The 26177-nt window shown below is 39.7% G+C and carries 24 protein-coding genes; 17 read left to right on the top strand and 7 right to left on the bottom strand.

Annotated elements, in window-relative coordinates:
* Positions 1 to 35: 35 nt before the first annotated feature.
* The 3 genes from M5E07_RS09815 to M5E07_RS09805 all read left to right on the top strand — a co-directional run bounded on the left by M5E07_RS09815 (position 36) and on the right by M5E07_RS09805 (position 5025).
* Positions 36 to 2045, top strand: coding sequence for a hypothetical protein (locus M5E07_RS09815; RefSeq protein ID WP_252218865.1), 2010 nt, complete (start codon positions 36 to 38; stop codon positions 2043 to 2045).
* Between the two features lie 177 nt (positions 2046 to 2222).
* Positions 2223 to 3938: an AAA family ATPase gene (locus M5E07_RS09810; RefSeq protein ID WP_252218863.1), complete on the top strand. Its 1716-nt coding sequence runs from the start codon at positions 2223 to 2225 to the stop codon at positions 3936 to 3938.
* A 103-nt stretch (positions 3939 to 4041) separates the two neighbouring features.
* A complete protein-coding gene (locus M5E07_RS09805) occupies positions 4042 to 5025 on the top strand; it encodes an ion transporter (protein WP_116758935.1) in 984 nt (327 codons plus the stop codon).
* 96 nt (positions 5026 to 5121) lie between these two features.
* Here M5E07_RS09805 and M5E07_RS09800 read toward each other — a convergent pair whose 3' ends face one another.
* Positions 5122 to 6348, bottom strand: a complete 1227-nt coding sequence (locus tag M5E07_RS09800; RefSeq protein WP_252218861.1) for an MFS transporter — start codon at positions 6346 to 6348, stop codon at positions 5122 to 5124.
* A 495-nt stretch (positions 6349 to 6843) separates the two neighbouring features.
* Between M5E07_RS09800 and M5E07_RS09795 the strand changes: the two genes are divergently transcribed.
* The gene (locus M5E07_RS09795) at positions 6844 to 7764 is read left to right on the top strand and encodes a LysR family transcriptional regulator (RefSeq protein ID WP_116758937.1); all 921 of its coding nucleotides are present in this window, start codon (positions 6844 to 6846) and stop codon (positions 7762 to 7764) included.
* Positions 7765 to 7832: 68 nt separating this feature from the next.
* Here the strand turns inward: M5E07_RS09795 and M5E07_RS09790 are convergent, their stop codons facing one another.
* Positions 7833 to 8285, bottom strand: a complete 453-nt coding sequence (locus M5E07_RS09790) for a DUF441 domain-containing protein (RefSeq protein WP_116758938.1) — start codon at positions 8283 to 8285, stop codon at positions 7833 to 7835.
* Between the two features lie 125 nt (positions 8286 to 8410).
* Here M5E07_RS09790 and M5E07_RS09785 point away from each other — a divergent pair, with 125 nt between their 5' ends.
* Positions 8411 to 9121, top strand: coding sequence for a pseudouridine synthase (locus tag M5E07_RS09785; RefSeq protein ID WP_252218859.1), 711 nt, complete (start codon positions 8411 to 8413; stop codon positions 9119 to 9121).
* Here the strand turns inward: M5E07_RS09785 and M5E07_RS09780 are convergent.
* The 3 genes from M5E07_RS09780 to M5E07_RS09770 form a co-directional block, all read right to left on the bottom strand.
* Complete coding sequence (locus M5E07_RS09780; protein WP_252218857.1) at positions 9114 to 9557, bottom strand: GNAT family N-acetyltransferase; 444 nt, start codon at positions 9555 to 9557, stop codon at positions 9114 to 9116. The two genes, M5E07_RS09785 and M5E07_RS09780, sit on opposite strands and share 8 nt — an antisense overlap.
* A gap of 93 nt (positions 9558 to 9650) precedes the next feature.
* On the bottom strand, positions 9651 to 10001 hold the full coding sequence (locus M5E07_RS09775; protein WP_116759012.1) for a type II toxin-antitoxin system RelB/DinJ family antitoxin: 351 nt from the start codon (positions 9999 to 10001) through the stop codon (positions 9651 to 9653).
* Between the two features lie 109 nt (positions 10002 to 10110).
* Positions 10111 to 11016 carry a pseudouridine synthase gene (locus tag M5E07_RS09770; protein ID WP_252218855.1) on the bottom strand — a complete coding sequence of 302 codons (906 nt, stop codon included), beginning with the start codon at positions 11014 to 11016 and terminating at the stop codon, positions 10111 to 10113.
* Between the two features lie 132 nt (positions 11017 to 11148).
* On the opposite strand from M5E07_RS09770, the gene tsaE reads away from it, so the two are divergent.
* The 4 genes from tsaE (at position 11149) to hfq (ending at position 15131) form a co-directional block, all read left to right on the top strand.
* The gene (gene tsaE, locus M5E07_RS09765; protein ID WP_252218852.1) at positions 11149 to 11625 is read left to right on the top strand and encodes a tRNA (adenosine(37)-N6)-threonylcarbamoyltransferase complex ATPase subunit type 1 TsaE; all 477 of its coding nucleotides are present in this window, start codon (positions 11149 to 11151) and stop codon (positions 11623 to 11625) included.
* The gene (gene mutL, locus M5E07_RS09760) at positions 11618 to 13552 is read left to right on the top strand and encodes a DNA mismatch repair endonuclease MutL (protein ID WP_252218850.1); all 1935 of its coding nucleotides are present in this window, start codon (positions 11618 to 11620) and stop codon (positions 13550 to 13552) included. The genes tsaE and mutL overlap by 8 nt, the downstream gene beginning before the upstream one ends.
* 6 nt (positions 13553 to 13558) lie before the next feature.
* Positions 13559 to 14503 carry a tRNA (adenosine(37)-N6)-dimethylallyltransferase MiaA gene (miaA, locus tag M5E07_RS09755; RefSeq protein WP_252218848.1) on the top strand — a complete coding sequence of 315 codons (945 nt, stop codon included), beginning with the start codon at positions 13559 to 13561 and terminating at the stop codon, positions 14501 to 14503.
* A 97-nt stretch (positions 14504 to 14600) separates the two neighbouring features.
* On the top strand, positions 14601 to 15131 hold the full coding sequence (gene hfq, locus M5E07_RS09750; RefSeq protein WP_252218846.1) for an RNA chaperone Hfq: 531 nt from the start codon (positions 14601 to 14603) through the stop codon (positions 15129 to 15131).
* A 215-nt stretch (positions 15132 to 15346) separates the two neighbouring features.
* On the opposite strand, the gene M5E07_RS09745 is transcribed toward hfq, so the two are convergent.
* Together M5E07_RS09745 and M5E07_RS09740 are read right to left on the bottom strand one after the other, a co-directional pair.
* Positions 15347 to 16657, bottom strand: a complete 1311-nt coding sequence (locus M5E07_RS09745; protein WP_116758946.1) for a peptidylprolyl isomerase — start codon at positions 16655 to 16657, stop codon at positions 15347 to 15349.
* Positions 16658 to 16673: 16 nt separating this feature from the next.
* Positions 16674 to 19118 (bottom strand): LPS-assembly protein LptD, encoded by a 2445-nt coding sequence (locus M5E07_RS09740; protein WP_252218844.1) that lies wholly within the window; start codon positions 19116 to 19118, stop codon positions 16674 to 16676.
* Between the two features lie 120 nt (positions 19119 to 19238).
* Here M5E07_RS09740 and M5E07_RS09735 point away from each other — a divergent pair, with 120 nt between their 5' ends.
* From M5E07_RS09735 to msbA, 8 genes are all read left to right on the top strand, one after another.
* Entirely contained in the window at positions 19239 to 20255 is a 1017-nt protein-coding gene (locus M5E07_RS09735; RefSeq protein ID WP_252218842.1) for an aminoglycoside phosphotransferase family protein, read from the top strand.
* Positions 20252 to 20941 (top strand): N-acetylmuramate alpha-1-phosphate uridylyltransferase MurU, encoded by a 690-nt coding sequence (gene murU, locus M5E07_RS09730; protein WP_252218840.1) that lies wholly within the window; start codon positions 20252 to 20254, stop codon positions 20939 to 20941. The genes M5E07_RS09735 and murU overlap by 4 nt, the downstream gene beginning before the upstream one ends.
* Positions 20942 to 21026: 85 nt before the next feature.
* On the top strand, positions 21027 to 21659 hold the full coding sequence (gene rsmG, locus M5E07_RS09725; RefSeq protein WP_252218838.1) for a 16S rRNA (guanine(527)-N(7))-methyltransferase RsmG: 633 nt from the start codon (positions 21027 to 21029) through the stop codon (positions 21657 to 21659).
* A 25-nt stretch (positions 21660 to 21684) separates the two neighbouring features.
* A complete protein-coding gene (locus M5E07_RS09720; RefSeq protein ID WP_116758950.1) occupies positions 21685 to 22467 on the top strand; it encodes a ParA family protein in 783 nt (260 codons plus the stop codon).
* Positions 22464 to 23351, top strand: coding sequence for a ParB/RepB/Spo0J family partition protein (locus M5E07_RS09715; protein ID WP_116758951.1), 888 nt, complete (start codon positions 22464 to 22466; stop codon positions 23349 to 23351). The genes M5E07_RS09720 and M5E07_RS09715 overlap by 4 nt, the downstream gene beginning before the upstream one ends.
* 27 nt (positions 23352 to 23378) lie before the next feature.
* On the top strand, positions 23379 to 24017 hold the full coding sequence (locus M5E07_RS09710) for a MotA/TolQ/ExbB proton channel family protein (RefSeq protein WP_116758952.1): 639 nt from the start codon (positions 23379 to 23381) through the stop codon (positions 24015 to 24017).
* A gap of 8 nt (positions 24018 to 24025) precedes the next feature.
* Positions 24026 to 24448, top strand: a complete 423-nt coding sequence (locus M5E07_RS09705) for an ExbD/TolR family protein (RefSeq protein ID WP_131265446.1) — start codon at positions 24026 to 24028, stop codon at positions 24446 to 24448.
* Positions 24448 to 26175, top strand: a complete 1728-nt coding sequence (msbA, locus tag M5E07_RS09700) for a lipid A export permease/ATP-binding protein MsbA (protein ID WP_116758953.1) — start codon at positions 24448 to 24450, stop codon at positions 26173 to 26175. The genes M5E07_RS09705 and msbA overlap by 1 nt, the downstream gene beginning before the upstream one ends.
* Positions 26176 to 26177: the final 2 nt, after the last annotated feature.

Below are 26177 nucleotides of genomic sequence, written 5' to 3'. Positions count from 1 at the left end.
AGAGGCATTATACAAAAGTAGAATGAGGGGCGTGTATGGAACAAGAGCGTTTAATACCGCAACATCGTCAAATTGCTCAATTGATTCTGGGATTTTCTCCAGATTTGACTGCCATGCAGCATCAACAGTGGAAAATCTTGGGCAATCTGAATGCAGAAAATATGTTTCGGATTGATCAAGAAAAGCAGACCATTTTTATTATGAACGAGATGTTTCATATTTCTTTTGCATTAGTCCACAACCAACATACCCCATTTATTCAATACAATTTTAATGATCAAGATCAACATGCTGAATTACTTGAAGATTTCTTTTTGAATGATGTCGGTTTTTTGACTGATCAATTGAATGAACAACACTCATTATTTCTTAAAAATAAAGCACAGCAATTACGTGAACTTATTGCGAAACAAATTTATCAGTGGGTGGATGGACCTACGCGTGTCATTGCATGTTTAAACCAAATGAGCATGGCTCAAGCTGAGTTGTTAGATCGGCGTTTAATGGTACTCGGAATGGCGAAATACGCTTGTTTTGCCCAGTCTAAACAAATAGGAACCGATTTGGATCCTGCATTACAACAACATTTTAGTCAGCTTTGTGCTTTACACATTGTGAATGGGGAAGACTTTTTACCGTTGCAGGGCTTAATGGATTGTTATGATGAGCTTTGTCACAGTGCAGCGCAGTTTTTACCTTCTGCACTGTATCGGATAGCGACTTTAACGTTTGAACAAAAATTTAATTTAGATGAACTGCTTGATCATCAAATGGATTTTGCATTACTGCAACCTTATGCCTTACAGCAAAGTCATGTTTTGTCCTTTGTACGCTTGATGAATCGGGAGTTGTGGCATAAAGATGATTTATTGGCCAAACAGAATTTTTTGCAACCCAATGCGCAGATCTGGCAAAAGAAAGTCGCGCGTTTACCTATCTTTGATTATTCCAGAACGGTCAATTGGTTGTTTAAGCAAGATGCAATGGTGCTTGACTGGTTAAGTGCACACATCCAGCACAGTCATGTGCGCATCGCCGTTACCGCTTTAAGTTTTGTCGATACCAGTCAAATTCATCCTTGTATCATTTTATTAACACTGCAATATTTTCAACATACCTGTGCGCGGATGTTCATTCAAAGTTGTGATATTCATGCGACCACAGAACAATGGTTCGAGCACCAAAACAATCAAAGCGTGGTGCTGAAAGGACAACAGCAAACGGTTGAGGATCAGCGCATTGCCATCAGTCCATCTATTTTATATTTGGATGAATGGATGAATTTACTGCGTAATGTTGCCAATAAGAATGAAACCATAGTGAAGCAGGTCTATAAGAAAATTAGCCGCGTCATGCAGGCATATATGTTGCATTTACATCATATTGTGCAAGATTTACCCCATGAGTTATTGAATTATGTGCATCCAAGTACGCACCAAAATCGGGGGTTTTATCGTACCTTACGTCGGCATCATGTCCCTGTGAATGAGTTTAGGGCTTTATTTTATTTAAGATATCAGAATTTGAGAGTGTCTGTATTTGATGCCTATGTTCGAGATTATTTGATTTATTGTTTTAATGAAAACCGTGAAATTGCCAAAAATAGTACATGGCTAGGTCTGTTTCACCACGCTGTAGAGTGGCATCGGCAGTTACATAAAGATGAAATTTTAGCGCGTTTAAAACAGAATTTTGCTGTGAATACATGGAATGCGGTATCCCCTCAAACCATTTTGCAATATTCAGGTTGGAGTTTTGAGGAATTGCATCAAATTGAACGTATTATTGAAGAATCGAATGTATTTCATCATTGCTTGGCGATGAGTTATGCGGAACGAATTATGCAGGGAGAATATGTCGCTTTTCATATGTCTTCGCCACATTACGCGCAGTCTTTAACGCTGGGTTGCCATATTCAGGCAGGGAAATTGCTATTTGATCAATTAGAATATCCAAATAATCAAAAAGCGGAGCAATTGTTGGTGACGATTGCGGAACAATTTATTCAATGGTTTAACGAACATTTTTCACCATCACAGAAATAGACTTCATATGATTTAACCAATTAACAAAAACTATTTTGGTTCTTTTTTTTAATTCATTGATAAGCTTTTGTTATTTAATCATTTGATGTACGAAAAAACGAGTGTGTTTCTTCTCAGACTTAACTTTTAACGCAAAACTCGTTAGGCTATAGCCGTTATTTATTGGTTATCGGTCATATGAAACAAGAAACTGCACTTAAGCTCCTCAAAGCTGGCGAAAATGTCTTCCTTACAGGTTCGGCTGGTGCAGGAAAAACTTATACTTTAAATCAGTACATCAATTATTTGAAAGCGCGTAAGGTACCTGTTGCGATTACGGCTTCTACAGGTATTGCTGCAACGCATATGAATGGCATGACCATTCATACTTGGGCAGGTATCGGTATTAAAGATAGCTTAAGTGATGATGATCTTAAGCGTATGAAAGAGCGCAAATACCTCAAAGAACATTTAGAAAATGCACAGGTATTAATTATTGATGAAATTTCGATGTTGCACGCAAAACAACTGAATTTGGTCAATCAAGTTTTAAAATACTTCAAAGAAAGTGAGGACGCTTTTGGTGGCATTCAGGTGATTGTTGCAGGTGACTTTTTTCAGTTGCCACCCGTTGGGAAAAAAGAAGAGCTAAATCGGGATAAATTCTGCTTTATGTCTGAGGCGTGGGTTGAAGCCAAGTTCCGTGTTTGCTATCTGACCGAGCAGCATCGTCAAGGTAATGATTATCTTAATGATATTTTGAATGCAATTCGTAGTCAGAGTATTACTTCGGAACATATACGTGTATTAGAACAAACGCGTTCACAAGATATTGGTGAGACTTTCACACGTTTATACACCCATAATATGGACGTTGATTCGATTAATTTTCAACATTTAAATGCCATTGAGCAGAAAGGTCATGAATTTATGGCAGTCTGTGATGGTAATGATAAATTAATTGAAACCTTGAAATCCTCTGTACGTGCGCCTGAAGCATTAACATTGAAGAAAAATGCCAAAGTGATGTTTGTAAAAAATAACTTTGACATGGGTTATATCAATGGCAGTTTAGGAGAAGTCATTGGTTTTGAAGAAGATGATGATCATGGCATTTTGCCAAAAGTGAAACTCACTGATGGTTCAGTCTTATTGGTTGAGCCAGAAACATGGTCAGTGGATAACGAAGCGGGGAAGAGTATTGCCAGTTTGCAGCAAATTCCACTGCGTCTGGCATGGGCAATCACCATTCATAAATCCCAAGGTATGACCTTGGCGGCGGCAGAAATAAACTTAAGTCATACCTTTGAAAAAGGACAAGGTTATGTCGCATTATCAAGGTTAAAATCATTAAATGGTCTAAAACTGCTGGGTTTTAATATGCAAGCCTTAGAATTAGATAGTCTTGCGATTAAAGCAGATCGCCGTTTTCAGGAGCTATCTGCCGAAGCTGAAACAAATTTTGCTGAAACCGATTTAACCGTGCAACATAAAGCTTTTATTCGCCACTGTGGCGGAACGCTGAATGACGTTGAAATTGAGCGGAATGAGAAAAAAATTGCTCGAAATGCAGGTAAACAAAACTATGCTTCGGCAACTTTAGATGAAACTCGTGAACTATTCGAATCTGGCTATGAGATTGAAGATATTGCAACGGAACGTGGACTCACGCCTGCCACCATTATTAATCATTTGGGACGGTTGCATAAAGAACAAGGCTTAGATATTTCTGTTGCGCATCCAGGGGAAGAGATTGTAGAGGAAGTCCGTAAGATTTATAAACGTTTGCAAAAACGCCAAAGCCCAGATCATTTTGCAGATGATGGTGCCATTAAATTACGCCCAATTGTGGAAGCAACCAATCCACGTATGGGCTATGACCAAGTGCGTTTAGCGTTACTTTATATTGAATAAAACTTAAATCCGGAAAAGGAGTAGGCAGGGGTAATTCTTGCTTACTTTAAATTAAAGTTCATATACACTGATTTATAAGCGATAAGAATAACTTAGAACAGCAATGAAATTTACGGCATGGTATACGCTACGCAAGTTTGTCTATAACAATTTGCACAATGAAGATTATGAAACCCGCTTAAGTCGTGGGCTTAATTATTTTCTGATAGGACTCATTATGAGTAATGCTGCTGCGGTATTACTTGAGTCAGTACACCAATATTATGTACGTTACGAAACTTTTTTTTATTATTTTGAACTTTTTTCAATTTTTATTTTTACCGTAGAATACATTTTACGTTTTTGGTCAGTTGCAGAGTCAGACAGTTTTGAATCGGCTTGGAAAAATCGTTTACATTGGGTTAAAAGTGGCGGGGCGATTATCGATTTACTGGCTATTTTACCTGCTTATCTCAATTTCTTTGTTCATTTCGACCTACGTTTCCTTCGAATTGTACGCTTACTCCGCTTATTAAAACTGACTCGATATTTTGTTTCATTGCAAATTTTATTACGTGTCATTGAACGCGAAAAAGGTTCATTCCAAGCCGTCATTTTTATCTTGGTGATTATGATTATTATGGCTGCGGCAGGTGTATATTTGATCGAAAGTCGGGTACAACCCGATGTCTTTAGTTCAATACCAGCATCGATGTGGTGGGCGGTCGTGACCTTAACCACGGTGGGTTATGGTGATGTAACACCTGTAACGCCGCTTGGACGTTTTTTAGGGGCACTGATTACCATTTTAGGTGTCGGATTGGCAGCTTTGCCCGCAGGTATTTTAGCCAATGGTTTGGCAAATGAGCTTGAATTACGAAAACAAGAATTGGAACTTAGATTTCGAGAATTGATTCAAAACAGTGATATTGATTTTATTCTAGAAAAAGAAAAGATTGAGGAAATACGTAAAGAAGTAGGACTTACTCAGGAGCAGACCCAAGATATTATTTTGCAATTGATTCGAGAGCAAAAAGAGGAATCTTTAAAACAGGAACGTGAACAATATGCCTATTGTCCACATTGTGGTAAGAAGTTACCTGAATAATATTTAAAGAATTGAGAGTTAAGCGATGGGTAAAGCAATGAAAGCAGAAAGCACTTTCATTGCTTATTTCACATATGCCCACGTCTAGGCATTGTGTTAGATAGATTCATGACATGCTGAAACGACTAGATTATTTTTCTCATGCTGAAAAGCAAAAAATAAAATGATTAAACCACCAAAACTGAGTAGTGTGCCAACCCAAATGGGTGCGAGCCAACCCAAGTTTTGGCTAATTAACCAACCACCTAGGAAAGCACCAAAAGCATTGGCGATGTTAAATGCTGAATGATTGAGAGAAGCTGCCAAACTTTGAGCATTCCCCGCAACATCCATGAGACGGGTTTGTAGCAATGGTCCTAAACCTGCAATACTAAAGCTGACTAAGAATAATGCAGCAAACGCGGTATAGAGATTTCCAATGGCGAGTGCACAAATAATATAAGAGCCTGCATTTGAAAGGAGGACCCAAATAATTGCTTTATTCAAGTTTCTATCGGCGAAATGCCCTGCAACTAAACCACCAAGTACCAAACCCAAACCAATACTTGCAAGTGCAAACGGTACGATTTCAATATTGGCGTGTGTATATTCAGTCAAAATGGGTGAAACGTAACTATACACCGAGAAAAGACCGCCAAAACCAATAGCGCCGACAGCTAAAGTTAGCCACATTTGCGTATTTTTAAGCCCGCGAAGTTCATTTTGAATACTAGCTGTATGGTCGAGTTGAATTTTTGGCAGGAAAAAACAAATCGCAATGACGGTAAAAAATGCAATTGAAGCCGAAAATTCAAACCCAGACCGCCAACCATAATGTTGTCCCAACCATGTTGCAAAAGGCACACCAATAACCGTTGCTACATTTAAACCCATCATGAGTTTGGCAACCGCAGAAGCACGTTTTTGTTTGCCTGCGAAGTCAGCCACAACCAAGGCTGCAATACCGAAATAAGCACCGTGAGGCAACCCTGCAATAAAACGTGACAGCAACATGCTCTCATAATGATTGGCAAATGCTGTGATAGCATTGGCAATACCATAAAAGAGCATAAGTCCAATCAGTAGGGTTTTTCTTGGTACTTTGGCCGCTAAGATTGCAATAATTGGAGCACCGATAGTAACGCCTAAGGCGTAGGCACTAATAAAATGACCTGCTACAGGAATACTTACATTCAAATTATGTGAAATTTCTTGAATAAGCCCCATCGCGACAAATTCTGTTGTACCAATACAAAAGCCACCTAAGGCGAGTGCCAGAATGACCCAAAATAGGCGATAGGATGGCGTAGGATCAGTCGCCGTATTTAAACTCGGAGATATCATTTTTAATCGGAATATTGGGAGGGGGAGAAAGAGCTAATTATAGGTGAAATGAGTGAATAATGTTAAGTCGTTTACTCGGAATTCATGCAGTTGATGAATAGATTAAATTTAGGTGTGTGTAAGTTTAATATTTTTAATTACCTAATATAATCATGTATATAATGAGATATTGAAATAAAATACTCTATGCAAATTAGTCGAAATATTAAGTGTTTTATTAAGAAATAAATATCACAAAGCAGAAGATGGATTTTTTTAATATGGATTTAGGAAAATATTATAAATTTCTTTAGATAAACAAATACTGAAATTGTATTTAAGGTGAAATATATTAATTAATCTTATGTTAGAATGAGTCAAATTCATTTTGTGATTTTACATTAAATCACATCAATAATCTCTTATTCTGTTGCTCGCTCAGTTTGCGGCATTTAAGCCGATTTAAACTATTGCGCTGATATTTTAGCTTTTGATCTTTGCGGACTGATAATAAACATGCTTGAAATTCGACATCTAAAAACATTACTTGCACTTCGTGAACATGGCTCTTTGGTTGCAGCAGCCAATGATTTATGTTTGACGCCTTCTGCTATTTCGCATCAGTTAAAAGAGTTAGATCATTGGTACGGGGTAGAAGTGGTCAATCGCCGTAGTCGCCCAGTATCATTTTCCAATGTTGGACAACGTTTGCTGAAGCTTGCCGATGATGTTTTACCACAAATTCAAATTGCGCAAACCGACATTACGCGAATTGTACATGGTCAGACAGGACGTATTATTTTTTCCTCAGAATGTCATAGCTGTTTTGATTGGTTAATGCCTCTTTTAAATCAATATCGCCAACAATATCCAGATGTCGATTTAGATTTTGCTTCTGGTTTCGAAGCCAATCCGCATGAATTGTTGCAAAATGGCGAGTTTGATTTGCTTATTACTGCAGATCCAATTGCTTTGAAAGGCGTGGATTATTTTCCAATCTTTGAATACGAATCGCGTTTAGTATTATCCAATACACACCCTTTGGTGCGTGCCGAAAAGATTACAGTACAGGATTTGGCTGAAGAAACCCTAATTACTTATCCAGTCGATAAACATCGCTTAGATATTATGTCAAAGCTGTTCATTCCAGCGAACATTCTACCTAAACAGATTCGTACCACGGATTTAACTCAGATGCTGATTCAATTGGTCGCAAGTGGGCGCGGCATTGCTGCATTGCCTGATTGGGTTGTAAATGAATATGAGCAAAAAGGTTGGGTAACGTCACGCCGTTTGGATTGTGTGTCTGCAAAAGGTCTACGCCGTACTTTATATGCAGGGTATCGAACGGATGAAAAAGAGAAAACTTATTTTGAAGGCTTCTTGAAGCAATTGGATAAATTTTCACAGAAGCGTCATCAATATTATTTGTCTTAATCAAATTGATGCAGTTTGCTGTGATGGTGCAATTTATAGATTGCATCATCACACAAAATTGAATTGGACTAAGATTGTCCTATAAATAATGACAGTACGCCTGCGGCAATTAAAGGGCCAACGGGCACCCCGCGTAATACGGCAACCCCAGCAACGGTTCCAATGAGCAATCCTGCGACCACATTTGGTTGATGAGTCATTAGTTTTACACCGCGGCCACCTAACCAGGCGACAAAAAGACCAATCGCAATCGCAAGTAATGACTTCCAGCTTAAAAAGGATTTAAGAATAGCTTCGCCGGGAATTTTGCCGCTGGCAATTGGGGTTAAAACGCCGATGGTTAAAATGACAATACCAATATTTAAACCATGTTGCTGTAATAGCGGGAAAAACTCACTTAGGGGGGTGATTTTGAAGACAATCAGTACAGCAGCAGCAATGGTGACCGCATTGTTATGACTGAAAATACCACAAGCCAATAAAACCAGTAGTACAAGCAAATTTAGATCTAAATTAGGCATAAGATGCAGGGAGAATGTGTGAAAATGCAACTATTGTAGCGATTTTTTGCCTATCACATCGAGAAAATCAGCGGAAAAGTCGAAAATTGTTTAAAATGCGGCAGTCTATTGTAAGGTCTTACATTATGTATTTGGAAAAAATGTTGCAATCTCAAGGTTTTGGTTCGCGTAAGCATTGCCAACAATTGATTAAATCTGGGGCTGTTTGCATTGATCAAGACATTATGCAAAACCCTAAGCAGAAGTTAAATTTGGATAACTTAGTTTTCGAGGTGTATGGAAAGCACTATCAATATCGAGAAAACGTTTATATTGCCCTAAATAAACCCGCGGGCTATGAATGTTCTCATCAAGCGACGCATCATTTTAGTGTATTCGACTTGTTTGATGATGTGCTGTTGAATCGAGGATTACAATGCGTTGGGCGTTTAGATCAGGATACGACTGGCTTATTGCTGCTTACGGATGACGGTCAATTTCTTCAAGCATTAACCCATCCCAAAAAGCATGTGGGCAAAGTTTATCGTATGCAAACTGCCGATCCTATTTCCGCTGAACAGATTGAGCAACTTGAACAGGGTGTTGAATTACGCAATGAACAAGGTACTTTTGCGGCTACAGATGTACAGCAATTGGCAGCGTGTGAGTTGCAAATGACGATTCATCAAGGTGTTTATCATCAAGTAAAAAGAATGCTGGCTGCGGTTGGGAATAAAGTTGAACAATTACATCGCGTACAAATCGGTGCATTGCATTGCCCTGAGCTAAAAGAAGGCGAATGGATCTATTTGACACCTGAGCAGATAGCGTTAGCCCGTACCCGAGAAACTATTTAAAAAAGCAGTGGTAGGTTCTAAACTCGTTGTCAGCAATAAAGCCCATAGCTTCATATAGTCGATGAGATTCACGATTGTTTTTTTGCGTTTCTAAGCTAATACGAAGCGCATTTTCATGTCGTGCAAACATAATTGCAGTATCAATCAGTTGTTTGGCTGAGCCTTGACGACGAAATTGGGGAGTTACATAGACATCGTCCAAAATATAGTAGGTTGAACAGGCGACAGAAGAAAAACCTAAATAGAGCAAAATAAAACCTGTAAATACATGATCTTTGACATGAATAAAAATGACACTTTCTTGGTTTTCGAAACGTTGTTTTAAAAATTGTTGGGAAAGATTTAAATTAGAAGAAGCACCATAAAATTGACGGTATTCATCAAATAAAACTGCAAGTTGATTGAGGTCATCTAATGTGGCTTTTTTTACAATCATTGATTGCTCCATGCATTTTTTATTGTCCTTGCATGAAGCATACCTAAGTTTTTAAATGAAAAAATTGAAATAATGTATAAAAATGCAACATGGTTAATTTTTATCACTTTCACCCAAGATCGCGTTAAGTTCTTCAAATAAGTCTAGATGGTCATCATCCATAAGAAATTCATCGCTAGGTTGAACGCTGTTTATTGTGTCATCACTTTCATGTGTAACAGTAGTGGTTTTCTGCTCTTGTTTAAGCCGTCTTAATTTAATCAATTGCTCTAAATTGATATTCTGATTTTCAATAGAAAAGGGGATGGACTTTGTCAGTACAACTTGTTTGAAAAAGAGCCGCACAGCTTGAGCTGGCGTAATCCCCAATTGTTTAAAGACAGCAAAAGCCTGTTTCTTTTCCTGTGAATCGAGACGAATTTGATAAACTTCGGTTTTTCTCATGATTTTTATAAATTTGAAGATTGAACTTTTAGCCTTCATTTTAATCAATTTTATTGTAATTTCAATATTTTTGAATTGAAAACTTCACTTTTTTGTAATGACAAACAAACTACAGTGTCAGTTCAAAATTAGATGAAAAGTCCATAGATTCTCCTGTGACAGGATCTATAAATTGAATTTGTTTGGCTAACAACTGTAATGGGTTGGAGAAATCATCATCAGATTTATGCTGAACGGTTGGGTAAAAAGGGTCATTTTGAATGGCAATGCCTAAATGATTCAGGTGAACTCGTAACTGATGCTGTTTTCCTGTTTCGGGTTTTAGCAGATATTTGGCCCATTGAGAATTGTGTTCCAAAATATCAATCTGAGTTTCACTGTTTGGTTCGCCTTCTACAATTTGCATGGTGTAAAAGGGATGCCCTTTGTCCATTCTTAAACAAACGGTACGTGGGAATTCAAGGGTGGAATGATAAGCTGCAATCGCATGATAAGTCTTTTTAACCTTGCGATTAGCAAACATTTGTTGGTAAATACCACGCGTTTCTGGTCGTTTGGAAAATAAAACCAGTCCAGCAGTTTCACGGTCTAAACGATGAATCGGGGTTAAATCCGCATTGCCTGTTTGGTTTTTTAAGCGAACCAATAAGGTTTCCTGCACATACTGACCTGTAGGGCTCATGGTTAGAAAATGTGGTTTATCGATGATATATAAATCATCAGTTTCATGCAAAATATCATGTTGAAACGGAACATGAATTTCATGTGCTAAAAAACGATAGTAATAAATATGTTGATTGGCAAGATATTGGCTATCTAGGCTTAGAATCGTACCGTCGGCTGCATAAATTAGTTGGTCTTGAAAACGTTGTTGCCACTCTTGTGCTGAAATATGTGCAAACTGTTGGCAGAGATAATCATACAAACGCTGTGGCGCAGGTTGTAAAGCAGGTAAGAACAGTTTGCTTGCAGTTACACCACGAATCATGGGAGGAACAAAGTCATGCGCAGTCATAAGTCATCAATCACAACAGGTTAGGGTATACCATGCACTGTATTAAAAATGCACATTTCGTATGCATGGCATAGGTATTAAGAGCGTGGCGATGCTATCATAATTCCACTTTTGAATCATGCTGTGAGTCATATGTCGTATTCATTTCATTTGCCCCTAAACTCTGAAGCAGATACCCAGCAACTTGCGCGTGTGGTTGCACAACATTTTACTGAGGGTGTAATTTATTTAATTGGCGATTTAGGTGCAGGGAAAACGACATTTACCCGTTATTTGTTACAACAACTTGGGCATGAAGGTTCAGTAAAAAGTCCAACGTATACTTTGGTGGAACCATATAGCATTCAGAATAAGCAAGTATTTCATTTTGATTTGTATCGCCTCAATGATCCTTATGAACTTGAGTTAATGGGTATTCGCGATTATTTGGATACACCTAACGCTTTATTCTTATTTGAATGGCCAAGTAAAGGTGGTGAAGAAATTCCGGCTGCCGATTTCACTATTGAAATTTTAAAGTCTGAAGACGAGTTATCCCGTCATGCCACATTAAACTTTCAAGATGAAATGCTCTATAAAGCACTTGAGCAGGCATTTCAACATGCGTGATGAAGTTTCTGTACGCCGCATTCATACCTTAGATCCTGCACTTGCCAACCAGATTGCTGCGGGTGAAGTAATTGAACGCCCAGCTTCTGTAGTCAAAGAGCTGTTGGAAAACTCAATTGATGCAGGCGCAACAGAACTGATTATTCGGGTTGAACAAGGCGGCAGTACGCTGATTGAAATTATCGACAATGGTCGTGGTATTCATCCTGATGATTTATCTTTGGCAGTGATGCGTCATGCGACCAGTAAGATTCAAACCGCAGAAGATTTACATGCGATTGTGAGTTTGGGTTTCCGTGGTGAAGCATTAGCATCGATAGCAGCGGTTTCGCGTTTAACCTTGACCAGTAGCCAAGTAGACGATGGTGTTGGTTATCAGGTTGAAGTGAATGGCACTGCATTTCAACACCAAGAAATTCAAGCTGTAGCAGCATCGCGTGGCACACAGATTCGAGTACAGGATTTATTTTTTAATGTTCCTGCACGCCGAAAATTCTTAAAAAAACCAGGCACGGAATTCGGCCATATCGAAGAAATTGTGCGTCGTTTAGCCCTTACTCATTTTGATATACGTTTTGTGCTAGAACATAACAATAACATTCGTTTGAATTTACCTGTTGCTGATAGTGGTGCATTACGCTTTCAAAGGGTGCAACAATTACTGGGGCGTCAATTCACAGAAAATGCGTATTGGATTGATGCAGACAGCATTAATATGCGTCTCAGTGGTTGGTTGGGACACCCTTCTGATGCAAGAGCACAGGCAGATTTGCAGTATGTCTATGTCAATGGACGCATTGTCAAAGATAAAACGATCTCCCATGCTTTACGCATGGCTTATGATGGTATTTTACATGGACACCAACACTCTGCTTATTTGTTATTTTTAGAGGTTGATCCTGAAAATATCGATGTCAATGTACATCCAACCAAGCATGAAATTCGTTTTTTAAATCAACGCGAAGTTCATGAGTTTGTACGTCATTTTGCAAAAGATACGCTGTCTCAATTTCAAACTGCGAGTGCAGATTTAGCGCAAGCATTGAAAGTTGAGCCAGCAAGCCCAACAAATATACACCAACCCCGTTATCAAGAGCAGTTTCAGTTGCATCGTGCAGCAGAATCAACACCAATGCCTGAGTCTGTCGCAGTATTAACAGACTTTGAATCTCCACAGCCACAAGCTGTGCAGTATGTAGCGCAAGACACTAAAGCGTATCGAGTCAATCCTGCATCACCGGTAAATACTGCTGCTTTGCAGAGTTATCTCGCGCCATTACGAGCAGTTGGTCAGTCCACTGATGATGTTGTGGTGGATGATATGGCTCCTCGGGTAGATGAGCATCCTTTGGGTATTGCGATTGCGCAGTTACACGGCATTTATATTTTGGCGCAAAACACCGAAGGTCTGATTATTGTTGATATGCACGCTGCACATGAGCGGATTTTATTACAACAAATGAAATCTGCTTGGGAAAATCCAGAGTTTTGGATCTCTCAGCAGCTATTGATTCCGAAAATAGTTAATGTAAATCGGATGCAAGCCCTTCGAGTAGAAGATTTAAAAGAACCTTTAGCGCGATTGGGTTTGGAAATTGATCAATATGGTGATGAACAAGTCATTGTTCGTGGTGTCCCTGCTATTTTACATAAAGCTGATTTTTCGGCTTTGATTCCCGAATTACTCAATGATTTGGATCCAACAGACGAGGTGCGTGGGCTATTGCAGAAACGTGATCAAATCTTGGCGGGTATGGCGTGCCATGGTGCTGTGCGTGCACATCGATTGTTGAGTCTTTCTGAAATGAATGCCTTGCTTCGTCAAATGGAGCAGACCGAATTTGCGAGTCAATGTAACCATGGGCGACCGACTTGGCGTGCATTCCCATTGGCTCAGCTAGATAAACTTTTTGCTCGAGGAGAGTAAACCTAAATGTCGAATCAATTGCCTGTCATCAATTTGATGGGACCTACAGCCAGCGGTAAAACGGCTTTAGCATGTGAGTTATATGAACAGGGCAATTTTGAATTGATTTCTGTTGACTCGGCATTGGTTTATCGAGATATGGATATTGGGACAGCGAAGCCAAGTAAAGCTGAGCAAGCACAGTATCCACATCATTTGATTGATATTATTAGTCCACTAGAAGTGTATTCTGCTGCGCAATTTGTAGAAGATGCAACTAGGCTGGTTGATGAGATACATGCTAAAGGCAAAACTCCGATTTTGGTCGGAGGTACGATGTTGTATTTCAAAGCTTTGCTAGAAGGCTTATCGAGTAATCTGCCAAGTGCGGATTATGCAATCCGTGCTGAAATTGAAGCACAGGGTGATCGAGAAGGTTGGGAGTCAGTTTACGCTTCTTTATGTGAAGTGGATCCACTTGCGGGTGAGAAATTCAAAGTCAGTGACAAGCAGCGTATTATTCGTGCACTCGAAGTATTTCGTATTACAGGGCAGCCGATTACCAAATTACAAGCAGAACAACCTAAAAATGTACCATATCGTTACACTTTTCATAATTATGCTTTGTTGCCAGATCGGTTAGAATTACATAAGCGAATTGAAAAACGCTTGGAAATTATGTGGGAAATCGGTTTTTTAAATGAGGTTGAATCACTAATTGAAAAATACGATCTATTTGATGATTTGTCTTCAATGAGATCAGTCGGTTATAGGCAAGCCTTAGATTTTTTATTAAAAAGCGACAAAAGTCTCGAAAATAAGAAAGAAATGGAGGATAAAGCCCTTTTTGCAACACGACAACTTGCGAAACGTCAATATACTTGGTTAAGATCTTTGCAACAGTCGCATAAATTTAAAACATATTTAACAATAAAGCAGGCTCAAGAAGACTTGCGAAACTGTTACGGATAAAGCAAAATTTACATACTGTCTTTTTTATAATTTTTAATTGAAAAATAAAGATAGTTTTTTGCGCTGATTTTTAATATTTTTTTTGGAGTTGTATAACATGTCTAAAGGTCAAACTTTGCAAGATCCGTTCTTGAATTCTCTCCGTAAAGAACGTATTCCTGTATCTATCTTCCTTGTAAACGGTATTAAGTTACAAGGTCATATTGAATCTTTTGACCAATATGTTGTTCTGTTAAAAAATACTGTAAGCCAAATGGTTTACAAACACGCTATTTCTACGGTTGTTCCTGCGCGTAACCCACGTCCTGCTGGTGCTCCTGCTGGTGGTGCACAAGGTGCAGGCTTTGGTGGTGCACAAGGTGGTGGCTTTGGTGGCGGTCAAGGCGGTGGCTTTGGTGGCGGTCAAGGCGGCGGCTTTGGCGGTGGTCAAGGTGGCGGCTTCGGTGGTCAAGGTGGCTTCGGTGGTCAAGGTGGCGGCTTCGGTGGTCAAGGTGGCTTCGGTGGTCAAGGCGGCGGCTTCGGTGGTCAAGGTGGCTTCGGTGGTCAAGGTGGCGGCTTCGGTGGTCAAGGTGGCTTTGATAGCGAAACTAAATTTGATGACTCTCAAGAAGACGACAACAATCGTTAATTGATATGCATTAAAAAAGCCTCTCACGTGAGAGGCTTTTTTTTAATAGAAATTATAGGTATTTTACAAATTACGCAGAGTGGGTATAGGGATAATATTTACACTAGATTAATAACAAGAGTAAAGACCCATTAAATATTTATAAATGGTAAATGAATTACATCACTCTATGGCAAAGAAAAGCCAGTCACTTGACTGGCTTTTTCAGTTATCACTTAAGATGTTTTATTATTTTTACGGTCTAAAGTTGGGTCTTTAATTTCGACAAAAGCATTATTACGGATTTCACGTAACCAACTGTCTAATTCGGTATCGAATTGACGCTCACCTAAAATTTGTCGAGCCATGCGTTCTTGATATTCCTGTGTCATATCTTGCTGACGTGTCTCAGTCACTTGAAGAATATGCCAGCCAAACTGAGTTTGGAAGGGTTGACTAATTTGACCTACAGGAGTGTTCTTCATTTGCTCTTCAAATTGAGGAACCATCGTGCCTGGGCTTACCCAACCTAAGCTACCACCATCGCGTGCAGAGCCAGAATCATTTGAGAATGTGGCAGCCAGCACTGCAAAATCCTCACCCGCTTTAAGTCGGTTGTAAATGCTATCAATCATTTGTTTAGCACTTTCAGGGCTGACAACTTCTGAAGGTTGAATCAGAATGTGTCGAGTGTGGTATTGAGGAATAATGGCTTTTTGTTCAGAGCCTTTTCGTTCTAACAGCTTAATAATATGAATACCATCACGAGCTGTAATCAGCTCACTGGTTTGACCAACTTGTAATGGTGTAACGCGTGCTGCGAGTTCTGTGGGAATCTCAGAAAGATTTCTGAAGCCCATGTCCGCACCTTCAACTTTGATGTCTTTGGTGCTGTATTGCTTGCTAATCGCTGCTATGTCATTGCTGCTGTCTAAAGCAGTACGTACTTGTTTAGCAACAGCTTCAACATTGCTGTCACCCGCTATGCGTGCGTGAATGACATGAACTTGACTACCAAGAGCGGCTTGTCCTTGTGGAGTCTTAAGGAAATTTGCTACATCTTGGTCGCTAATTTTAATGCGCGACATCACAATCTGTTGGCGTAAACGAGTAATGGCTAAATCTTCCGCAATGCGTTTGCGGAGTGATTCGTAAGTGTTTGGTGCCATTTTGTCTAATTTTTGCTGAAATGCTTCTAATGAGTTACTTCCAGACTGGTTCGCTACTTTGAGTACGGCTTCATTTAAGCTCTTTTCGTCGGCTTTAATGTTGTAGCGTTTTACTTGTTCTAACTGAGTTTGACGTAGAATAAGTTGCTCAAGGGCTTGTTGCTCAAGATACTGCTCTGGCGGAACAGGACGCTTTTGGGCTTCTAATTGACTTTTGGTTTCAGCAACGCTTTGTTGTAAATCACTGCGTAAAATGACACTGTTGTCGACAACTGCCACAACTTCATCCGAAGTCTGGGCAAATGTCGGCATTGATGAAGAAAGGGCAATTGCTAGCGCAGTTGCCTTAAAGAATTGTTTTAACTGTTTTGTCTTCATTAACATCGTGTCCAAATTAATTAATACGATCGTAACCTAAAATTCGATTTTCAAGCATGGATGCTAGTTTGTTGTTGAAACCAGCTAAACCTTTCAGGTTAATTTCAGCCATAAAAGCACGTTTTGGTTTAACACTAGAATCACTTACATCATCCAAGTCGTTGTAGTAAGAACGCCCGTAGAGAGAGAGCCCCCAACAGCACGATTCATAATTCACACCGAGTAAGTATTCACGCGCAACATTGTTGTCCATGTCATATTGAGCGTGGCCCATAATACGCCAGTTGTTGTGAATGGGTTGTATAAATGATGCAACAAACTGGTCATATTTATCTTGGCGGTTGGCGATTTCTTTGCGATAGAAATAACCCGCACTATAAATATTCCCTTGATCACCCATGTAATAAATTTGCACATCGCGTTGTGCATTATCTCCATTTGCCATCCAAGCTGAATTGGCGCTTACACGATAATGCTGCGAGAGTTGGCTGGACAGACTAACGATAGGGCCCGTATGTGATTCTGTGTTTAATTCATCCGTTGTACCATCTAAAGTCACGCGACGATCATCAAAATAGAAACTTTGACCTACACTCGCTTTTAAGCGTTCTAAGCCAATATCATCAAATAAGCTATAACTTAAACCCAATGATAAGAAATTGTTGTCTTCTAAGCGGTCATGGCCATAGAAACGTCTTGAGCTAAATAATTGATCATAATTGATTGAAGCGCTAATGGTATCGAAGTTTGGATAATCCGCTTGATTTTCATAAGGCGAGTAAGCATAGAAGGCACGCGGGGTAATGGTTTGTAAGTATTTACCATCTTTTTCGAATGTTAAGCCTGTATCTAGGCTAAATTGCGGTACAACGACAGATTTGTTTTGATCACTATTACTTATACTTGTGGTCTGATTCTGCTGAGCAGTAATGGTGTCTTGGTCGTAGAAGGTATTGATACTACGAACGGATACTTCAGGAATGACAAATGACCATGGATTACGATAATTATAGCGGACAGCGAAATCGTTGTAGAACCGCGTACCGCTTGGTTCAGATGTTGCTAATGTGGTGTTGTCAATATTCTTTTTAAAATAAGCTGTATCGTTGTTAAATTCGTACTGGAAGCCTTGTGGATTTCCACCTTTGTAGGTGAGTAAGAATTGAGGTAAACGCGCATAAGGACGGTCTTCATCAGAAACTGTTTTATCCAAAGTTTGGAAATCTTCGACTTTTAACTGGGCAGTTAGACCAGGAATACCGTTTTTGTAATTAAGCTCCCAAGCACGGCGTAAGTTCAAGTCGGTTTTGGTATTTGGATTACTGCTTAGGTCGCTAAAGTAGTCTTTATCCGACGCATAGTTGTATTCAAGGTTGGTTGAAAAGCTGTTGTTGATTTGCCATTTGTGGATAACGTGCAAATCTTTACGATCTTGATTTTCATAGTTCTCATCTGAAGGTAAATAACCACCCCAAATTTTACCTTCACCAAAGTTTTCTGTTAAATAGCGAAACTCTGCATCAATCATGGCACCACGGTCGCTCATATAGCGTGGTGTCAGTGTGGCATCATAATTTGGCGCAAGGTTTAAATAAACAGGAACTGAAAACTCGATACCGCCATCATTGGTGTAGCCAAAACTTGGAGTTAAAATCCCCGTGGTTCGACGATCATCAATTGGGAAGTTAAAGTAAGGTACAGCTAAAACAGGGACATCTTTCACATATAGCTTGGTGCCTTTGGTAACACCACGTCCTGTGTCTTGATTCAATTCAATGGTATTGGCTTGAATTTTCCAAGTGGGTTTTTGTTCTGGTGGGCAAGTGCTGTAAGTGGCATTGCTTAAAACGACAACATTTTCAGAGGTACGTGCAATTTTTTCAGCATGACCATGTGCATGTTGTTCTTCAGCAATATAGTAACTATTGTTTAAATCGCCTTGTTGGGTTTTTAAGTTGTAATTGATTTGATCGCTTTGCGCTAAAAGACCCGCTTGTGCCATTTGCACACGTCCTTGCGCATTGGCAAAAGTTTGTGTTTTATCAATGGTAATTTTATCGGCACGAATTTGTCGACCTTGTTGGTCAATCAGGACATTACCCTCAAGGACAGAGTCACCATTTGGGTCATAATGACCATAATCAGCCGTAACAACAGAGGTGGCTTTGCTTGGATCGACTGCTGTTGTATTTGAAGCAATTGGAGTGATCCATGCACCTTGACAATAAGCTGCACTCAGCGATTTACCCTGACGTTGCTGTGCTTCTGGTGCGGATTTGTCGACATAGTATTGTTCAAAAAAATGCTGCCCTGCATAGGCTTCATTTATACTTGCTTTCAGTTGTTCATTGGTTAGGGATGAAACAGTATTAGATGTATCTGCATATGCCGTAATCGAGCTTCCGCATAAGAGGCTGAAAATAGCAGTCGCTAAAGGATTGAATTTAAACTGATGCTTCATTTGTATCATTAACCAAGTATGCTTAATCGCAATTAATTATTGTCGCATCATAGAGAAAAAGTTGATAAGTGGCTACACTTAGCACTTTAAAAACTCAGCCTGTATTAGAATTTATCGCAAATGAATACACAACGTGAACAATTGATACAAACATGGATTACATCTGTACTTGGTTCAGATCAATTTGAAATTAATTTTTTAGCAGGTGATGCCAGCTTCCGTCGTTATGCACGAATCAATTTGAATCATAAAACATTTATGTTGATGGATGCACCTCCTGAGAAAGAAGATTGTGTACCTTTTGTTTCGATTGATGAATTTTTTGATGCACATGGCGTACGTGTACCCCATATTGTGGCGAAAGATTTAGAGCAAGGTCTGTTGTTGCTTGAAGATTTTGGCGATGTGTTGTTATCAACGCAGTTAGATGAAAACACTGTCGATGCACATTATGAGCAAAGCTTTAAACAGTTGATTCAATTACAGTCAATTAATGGTGAGGGACATTTTCCCGCGTATTCTTATGAAAAGTTAATGACGGAAATGTCGCTGTTAACAGATTGGTTACTGCCGAGCTTGCAAATTCAGCCATCTGATGATGAGGTTGCACTGATTAAGCGTACTTTTGCGATTTTAGCCAATGCAGCTTTGGCTCAGCCTCAAGTGATTGTGCATCGTGATTTTCATAGTCGTAATTTAATGCTTTTGGCAGACGAGCAAGAGCAAGGCGTGATTGATTTTCAGGATGCTGTGATTGGGGCGGATACGTATGACCTCATCTCTATCACACGTGATGCATACGTGCAGTGGGATCCTGAGCGTGTTTATGGTTGGTTTAAAGTATTTTATGACTTGTTGCCTGCTTCTGCGAAAGAAGGGCGTGACTTTGAACAGTTTAAGCAAGATGCAGACTTCATGGCAATTCAACGACATATCAAGATTTTAGGCATTTTTGTGCGCTTGTTTGAGCGGGACGGTAAATCGGGTTATCTCAAAGATTTACCGCGGGTAATGTGGTACTTATTCGAAGAAAGCAAGCCATATGCAGAATTACAACCATTTATGCAGTTCATTCAGGTTAAAGTAATGCCGAAATTTGAACAAAAATATGGCAAATACGAGGTTGTTGCTGCATGAAAGCGATGATTCTAGCGGCGGGATTAGGGAATCGGATGCGTCCCTTAACGCTGTATAAACCTAAGCCTTTACTTGAGGTTGGTGGCAAACCATTGATCGTTTGGCACATTGAAAAACTCAAAGAAATTGGCGTAACCGAAATTGTGATCAATTCTGCATGGTTAGCTGATGTGTTGATTGGTGCATTAGGCAATGGTTCACAATTTGGCGTCAATATTTTGTGGACACGCGAAGACGAAGGCTTAGAAACAGCGGGTGGCATTATTAATGCATTACCTTTATTGGGGACTGAGCCGTTTATTCTAGTCAATGGCGATGTCTGGACGACCTTCGATTTTGCCTCATTACTGGATGTCGAGCTTGCTCAGGATTTGGCGCACTTGGTTTTTGTGAAGAACCCACCGCAACATTTACAAGGTGACTTTACCTTGGTCAATGGCCGTGCATATACTTTTGAACAAGCACAGCAAGGCGAAGATTTAACCTATAGTGGTGTGGCTGTCTTACATCCGCAGATGTTCGCAGGCTTGGAAAATGGTAAACGTCCTTTGGCACCTTTATTGAAACAGGCGATGTTGGATGGTCGAGTTTCAGCAGAAAAAATGCAAGCTTCGTGGGTTGATGTGGGGACGCCAGAGCGTTTAACTGCTCTAGATTTGCAGATTAGGCAAGGCATGTATGCTTAAGTGCATATTCACTAAGCACAAGCCACTATGACTTCATGGATAAATCGGTATACTTCACCTAACATTTTCGAGACGTTAATTGTATATGCACATGTTTTTTCAAGAACTAAAGCAGGGTAGTCAAGCTTTAGGTTTAGAGCTCAGTGAAGAGACTTTAAATTTATTACTCAAATACCAAGACGCTTTAGTTCTTTGGAATAAGGCGTATAACTTGACAGCAATTCGAGATCCTAAAGAAATGTTGGTCAAGCATTTGCTTGATAGCCTCAGTATTTTAAAGGATTTACCAGCAGGTCGTTTGCTCGATATTGGTACAGGGGGGGGTATGCCGGGCATGATCATTGCGTTATGTCAGCCTGAACGTAGCTGTGTGTTGTTAGATTCGAATGGTAAAAAAATTCGTTTTTTAAAGCAGTTTATCGCAGACTTAAAATTAAAAAACGTGGTTGCTGTACAAACACGTGTTGAAGATGAAGATAGTATTCAAGATTTAGGAAAGTTTGATGTCATTACCAGTCGAGCATTTGCTTCACTGACCGACTTCGTTACTGCATCTAAGCCCTACATGCATGAAAAGAGCATCATTGCATCAATGAAAGGCTTGATTCCTCAAGATGAAATTATCGCGTTAAAAGATGAATACAGTTGTGAAGTGATCGAGTTAAAAGTACCTCGATTAGATGAGCAACGCCATTTATTATTATTGAAACAGATTTAATTATTTTCGAAGGACTGGGGTTACCATGGCTCAAATTATTGCGATTGCGAACCAAAAAGGTGGCGTAGGAAAAACCACAACCGCAGTTAATTTGGCAGCATCATTAGCCGTGCTGAAAAAAAGAGTTTTACTTGTGGATATGGATTCACAGGGTAACGCCACAATGGGGTCAGGCATTCAAAAGAATGACCTATTATATTCAGTAACAGATGTGCTTTTGGGTGAAGTACCTATTGAAACCGCAATTAGCAAAGCGGAAGTCGGTTATAAAGTTCTTGGGGCAAACCGAGATTTGGCGGGCGTGGAACTTGCAATTGCCGAGCAAGAAGGTCGTGAGTTTATTTTGCGTGATGCTTTACAAAGTATTGATCATGCCTTTGATTATATTATTGTGGACTGTGCGCCAAGTTTAAGCTTGATTACAGTAAATGCATTAGCTGCTGTTCAAGGTGTCATTATTCCAATGCAATGTGAATATTATGCCCTAGAAGGTCTAGCAGACTTAACCCAGACCATTGATCGCATTCAACAGGCTTTAAATCCTGAGTTAGAAGTAGTGGGTGTATTACGTACCATGTATGACGGTCGTAATGCTTTAACCCGTGATGTATCGGCTGAACTAGAGCAATATTTTGGTAAAAAGCTGTATGACTGTGTTATTCCGCGTAATGTACGTTTGGCTGAAGCGCCCGCTCACGGTTTACCGATTATTTATTTTGAAAAAAGTTCCAAGGGTGCAGTTGCCTATTTAAATTTAGCAGCTGAGATTTTAAAGAAAAGCAAAGTGAAGAAAGGAAGTAAAGCATGACCTTAAAAAAACGCGGACTTGCCAAAGGTCGTGGTTTGGATGCCTTACTTGGGTCAATCCAAAAAGAAAAACTACAACTTGAAGTGCAAGCATTAGATCATGGTCAGCTAAAACAAATTGATGTTAATTTGCTTAGACGTGGCGAATATCAACCGCGTCGATTTATTCAGGAAAATGATTTACAAGAATTAGCTGCATCGATTAAAAAGCATGGCGTGATGCAGCCCATCGTGATTCGTCCGATAGCTGATGAAGAGCATCCGTACGAAATTATTGCGGGTGAGCGTCGTTGGCGCGCAGCGAAATTGGCGGGTTTGACTGAAATTCCAGCGTTAGTTCGTGATTTAAATGATCAAGTTGCAATTGCCTTGGCATTGATTGAAAACATTCAACGTCAAGATTTAAATCCAATTGATCAAGCACTTGCTTTACAGCGTTTCCATGATGAATTTGGTTTAAGTCATCAAGAAATTGCAGATACAGTGGGTAAAGCACGGACCACAGTGAGCAATTTGTTGCGTTTACTGACTTTGGCTGAATCAGTCAAAGATATGATGCAGCAAGGGCAGCTTGACATGGGGCATGCGCGAGCAATTTTGACTTTGAAAGCGAAAGAACAAATAAAAGTCGCAGAGTTAGTGATTGCTAAAAGCTTGTCGGTACGTCAAACAGAGCAACTCGTACGTGATTTGACTGCGCCAAAAACTGAAAAGGCAAAAACCGACGTTGCGCCAGATTTACAACAGCTCACGCAGCGTTTAGCTGAACGCTTTAGTGCAGATGTAAAAATTGATCATAATAAGCAGGGTAAAGGCAAACTCGTGATTCATTATCATTCACTCGATGAGCTGGATGGTATTTTGAATATTTGTTTAGCTGATTAATATTTTAAAAATTCTTGGGGAAGAATAATGTGGGAATTAGTGAAAGCTGGTGGATGGTTAATGATACCACTGGTTTTATGTTCCATTTTTACAGTGGCGATTACCATTGAGCGTTTTATTCGTTTAAAGCGTTCTATGGTATTACCAAAAGAGCTACTGTTGAATGGAGGACAAGATGTACATCAGGTCGTGCAACAATTACAAAATAGCAAAAGCTTGCAGTTGAGTAGCCTTGGACGCATTTTAGTCTCTGGTTTAAACAGTCAAAAGCAAACAGAGCAATATGCACGTGCACAAATGGAAGCAACAGCATCACAAGAAATTGGTTTTTTAGAAAAAAATATTAATTTCTTGGGCACTTTAAGTGCGGTTGCACCATTACTTGGATTATTAGGGACAGTCGTGGGGATTATTGAATCCTTTTTAGTGATTGATATGGGAAGCAACAGTAACCCAACCATGATGATTCCAGGGATTTCAAAAGCTTTAATTACCACAGCCGCGGGCATGCTCATCGCGATTCCGGCTTTATTTGCATATCGTTATTTTCAGCGCTTGGTGCAGGAATATGTGGCGGAGTTGGAACAGCAATCAACCTTATTCCACGCGGCGATTTACTACCAGAATTCTGCTACTGAAGAGCAAGAACTACGTAAAGCAGGTTAAGGTGGAAGATGAAATTCAAGCGTAGGCAAGTTGAAGATATTCATATTAATTTGACACCAATGATAGATTGTTTACTGTTTATCTTGGTGTTTTTGCTGTTATCAACCACATTTAATCAGTTCAGTCGCATGAACTTGACTTTACCCGATGCACAAGGCGTGCCCCCGAAGCAATACAGTCATAAAATTGAAGTGATTGTAGATTCATCAGGACATTACGCTGTGAATGGTCAGGCCTTGTCGAGTAAAGATGTTGCTGATTTAAGTACTGCAATTAAACAGATTTCTAATGAGCGACGTGATTTAATGTTTGTGATTGCTGCTGATGCGAAAGCTACGCATCAAGATGTCATCCGTGTGATGGATGTTGCAGGGCAACTCGGTTTTGTGAATATTAATATCAGTACCAAAGTACCATCTCGAGGTTATTAGTGAGTCAGGATTTCAAGGTCTATCTACGTCTTCTGAGCTATCTGAAGCGATTTTGGGGCGTAGCGATTTTAATCGTCATTGGTTTTGCTATTAATGCAGCAACCGAAGTATCAATTGCTAAGTTGCTAGAAAAAATTATCACAGCCATACAACATCGGGATCAGAGTTTTACTAACCTTATCCCGTTTTTGGTTGTGCTATTAATGTTCTTTCGTGGTGTGGGCTCATTTATCGGTGGTTATTTTACTGCTGTTATTTCGAGAAATTTGGTCTTTGATATTCGTCAGGAAGTATTTGCCAAGTTATTACGTTTGCCTTCGCAATACTACTTAGACAATACTAGTGGTCATATCACGGCCAAAATTATGTATAACGTGGAGCAGTTAACCGCTGCTTCATCTGACTCGCTAAAAACCATTGTGCAGCAAGGCTTAATAACCTTGGGCTTGTTGGGATATTTGATTTATACCAACTGGCGCTTAACCCTGATTATTCTTATTTTCGCACCATTAATTGGCTTGTTGATTCGTAAAGCATCAAAGCGTATGCGTAAATTGTCATTACAAGTGCAAGACACGATGGGTGACGTCAACCATGTGGTGCAAGAAACGGTCAATGGTAATGTAGTGGTGAAAGGCTTTGGTGGACAGGCTTTTGAGCAAGAGCGTTTTAAAGCGACGTCTATTGAAAACCTAAAGCGTGGATTGAAAATGGTGGTGGTGCAGCAGTTGAACAGCCCAATCGTGCAGTTCATTATGTCCATTGCCATGGCTACGATCATGTGGATTGCTTTGCGTCCTGAAATTTTACGGGATACAACTGCGGGTGAGTTCGTCGCATATATTACTGCGGCAGGTATGCTGAGTAAGCCAATTAAAGCCTTAACCGATGTAAATGAAAAATTACAGCGTGGTATGGCAGCGGCGCATTCTGTTTTTGAGTTAATTGATTTACCAGAAGAAAAAAATACAGGGACTTTAACACCTGTCTTACAAGGCAATATCCAGTTTAAGGATGTCAATTTAATTTATTCTGATGGTCATCATGCCATTCATGATTTTAACTTGCAGGTCAAAACTGGCGAAACAGTTGCATTGGTTGGGCGCTCAGGAGCGGGTAAAACATCTTTAGTTAATTTGTTACCGCGCTTTCAAGAGTTAAGTTCGGGTCAATTGCTATTAGATCAATACGCAATTGATGATATTGAAGTCAATTGCTTACGTTCGCAAATTGCGATGGTGAATCAGCAGGTTGTGTTGTTTAACCGTACCGTACGTGAAAATATTGCTTATGGTTTATTGCAAGATGCGACAGATGAACAAGTAATTGCTGCCGCAAAAGCGGCCTATGCACATGATTTTATTATGGCACTACCCAAGGGTTATGATACACAACTCGGTGCGCAAGGCTTGAATCTATCAGGTGGTCAACGTCAACGTATTGCAATTGCACGTGCGATTCTAAAAAATGCACCGATTTTAATTTTAGATGAAGCAACTAGCGCATTAGATAACGAATCTGAATACTTTATTCAGCGAGCGTTTGATTCGGCGATGCAAAATCGCACCACGATTGTTATTGCACATCGATTATCAACAATTGAAAATGCAGATCGCATTGTAGTGATGGATCAGGGCCGTATTGTTGAGCATGGTTCACATGCCGAATTGATTCAGAAGCGTGGGGCATATTTCCAGTTACATCAACGTAATTTTGAGGAAAACTAAGC

Origin of the sequence: Acinetobacter tibetensis, assembly GCF_023824315.1 — a bacterium.
GTDB classification, from domain to species: domain Bacteria; phylum Pseudomonadota; class Gammaproteobacteria; order Pseudomonadales; family Moraxellaceae; genus Acinetobacter; species Acinetobacter tibetensis.
Note: the sequence above shows the minus strand (reverse complement) of the source record. Positions and strands in the feature narration are given on the sequence as shown.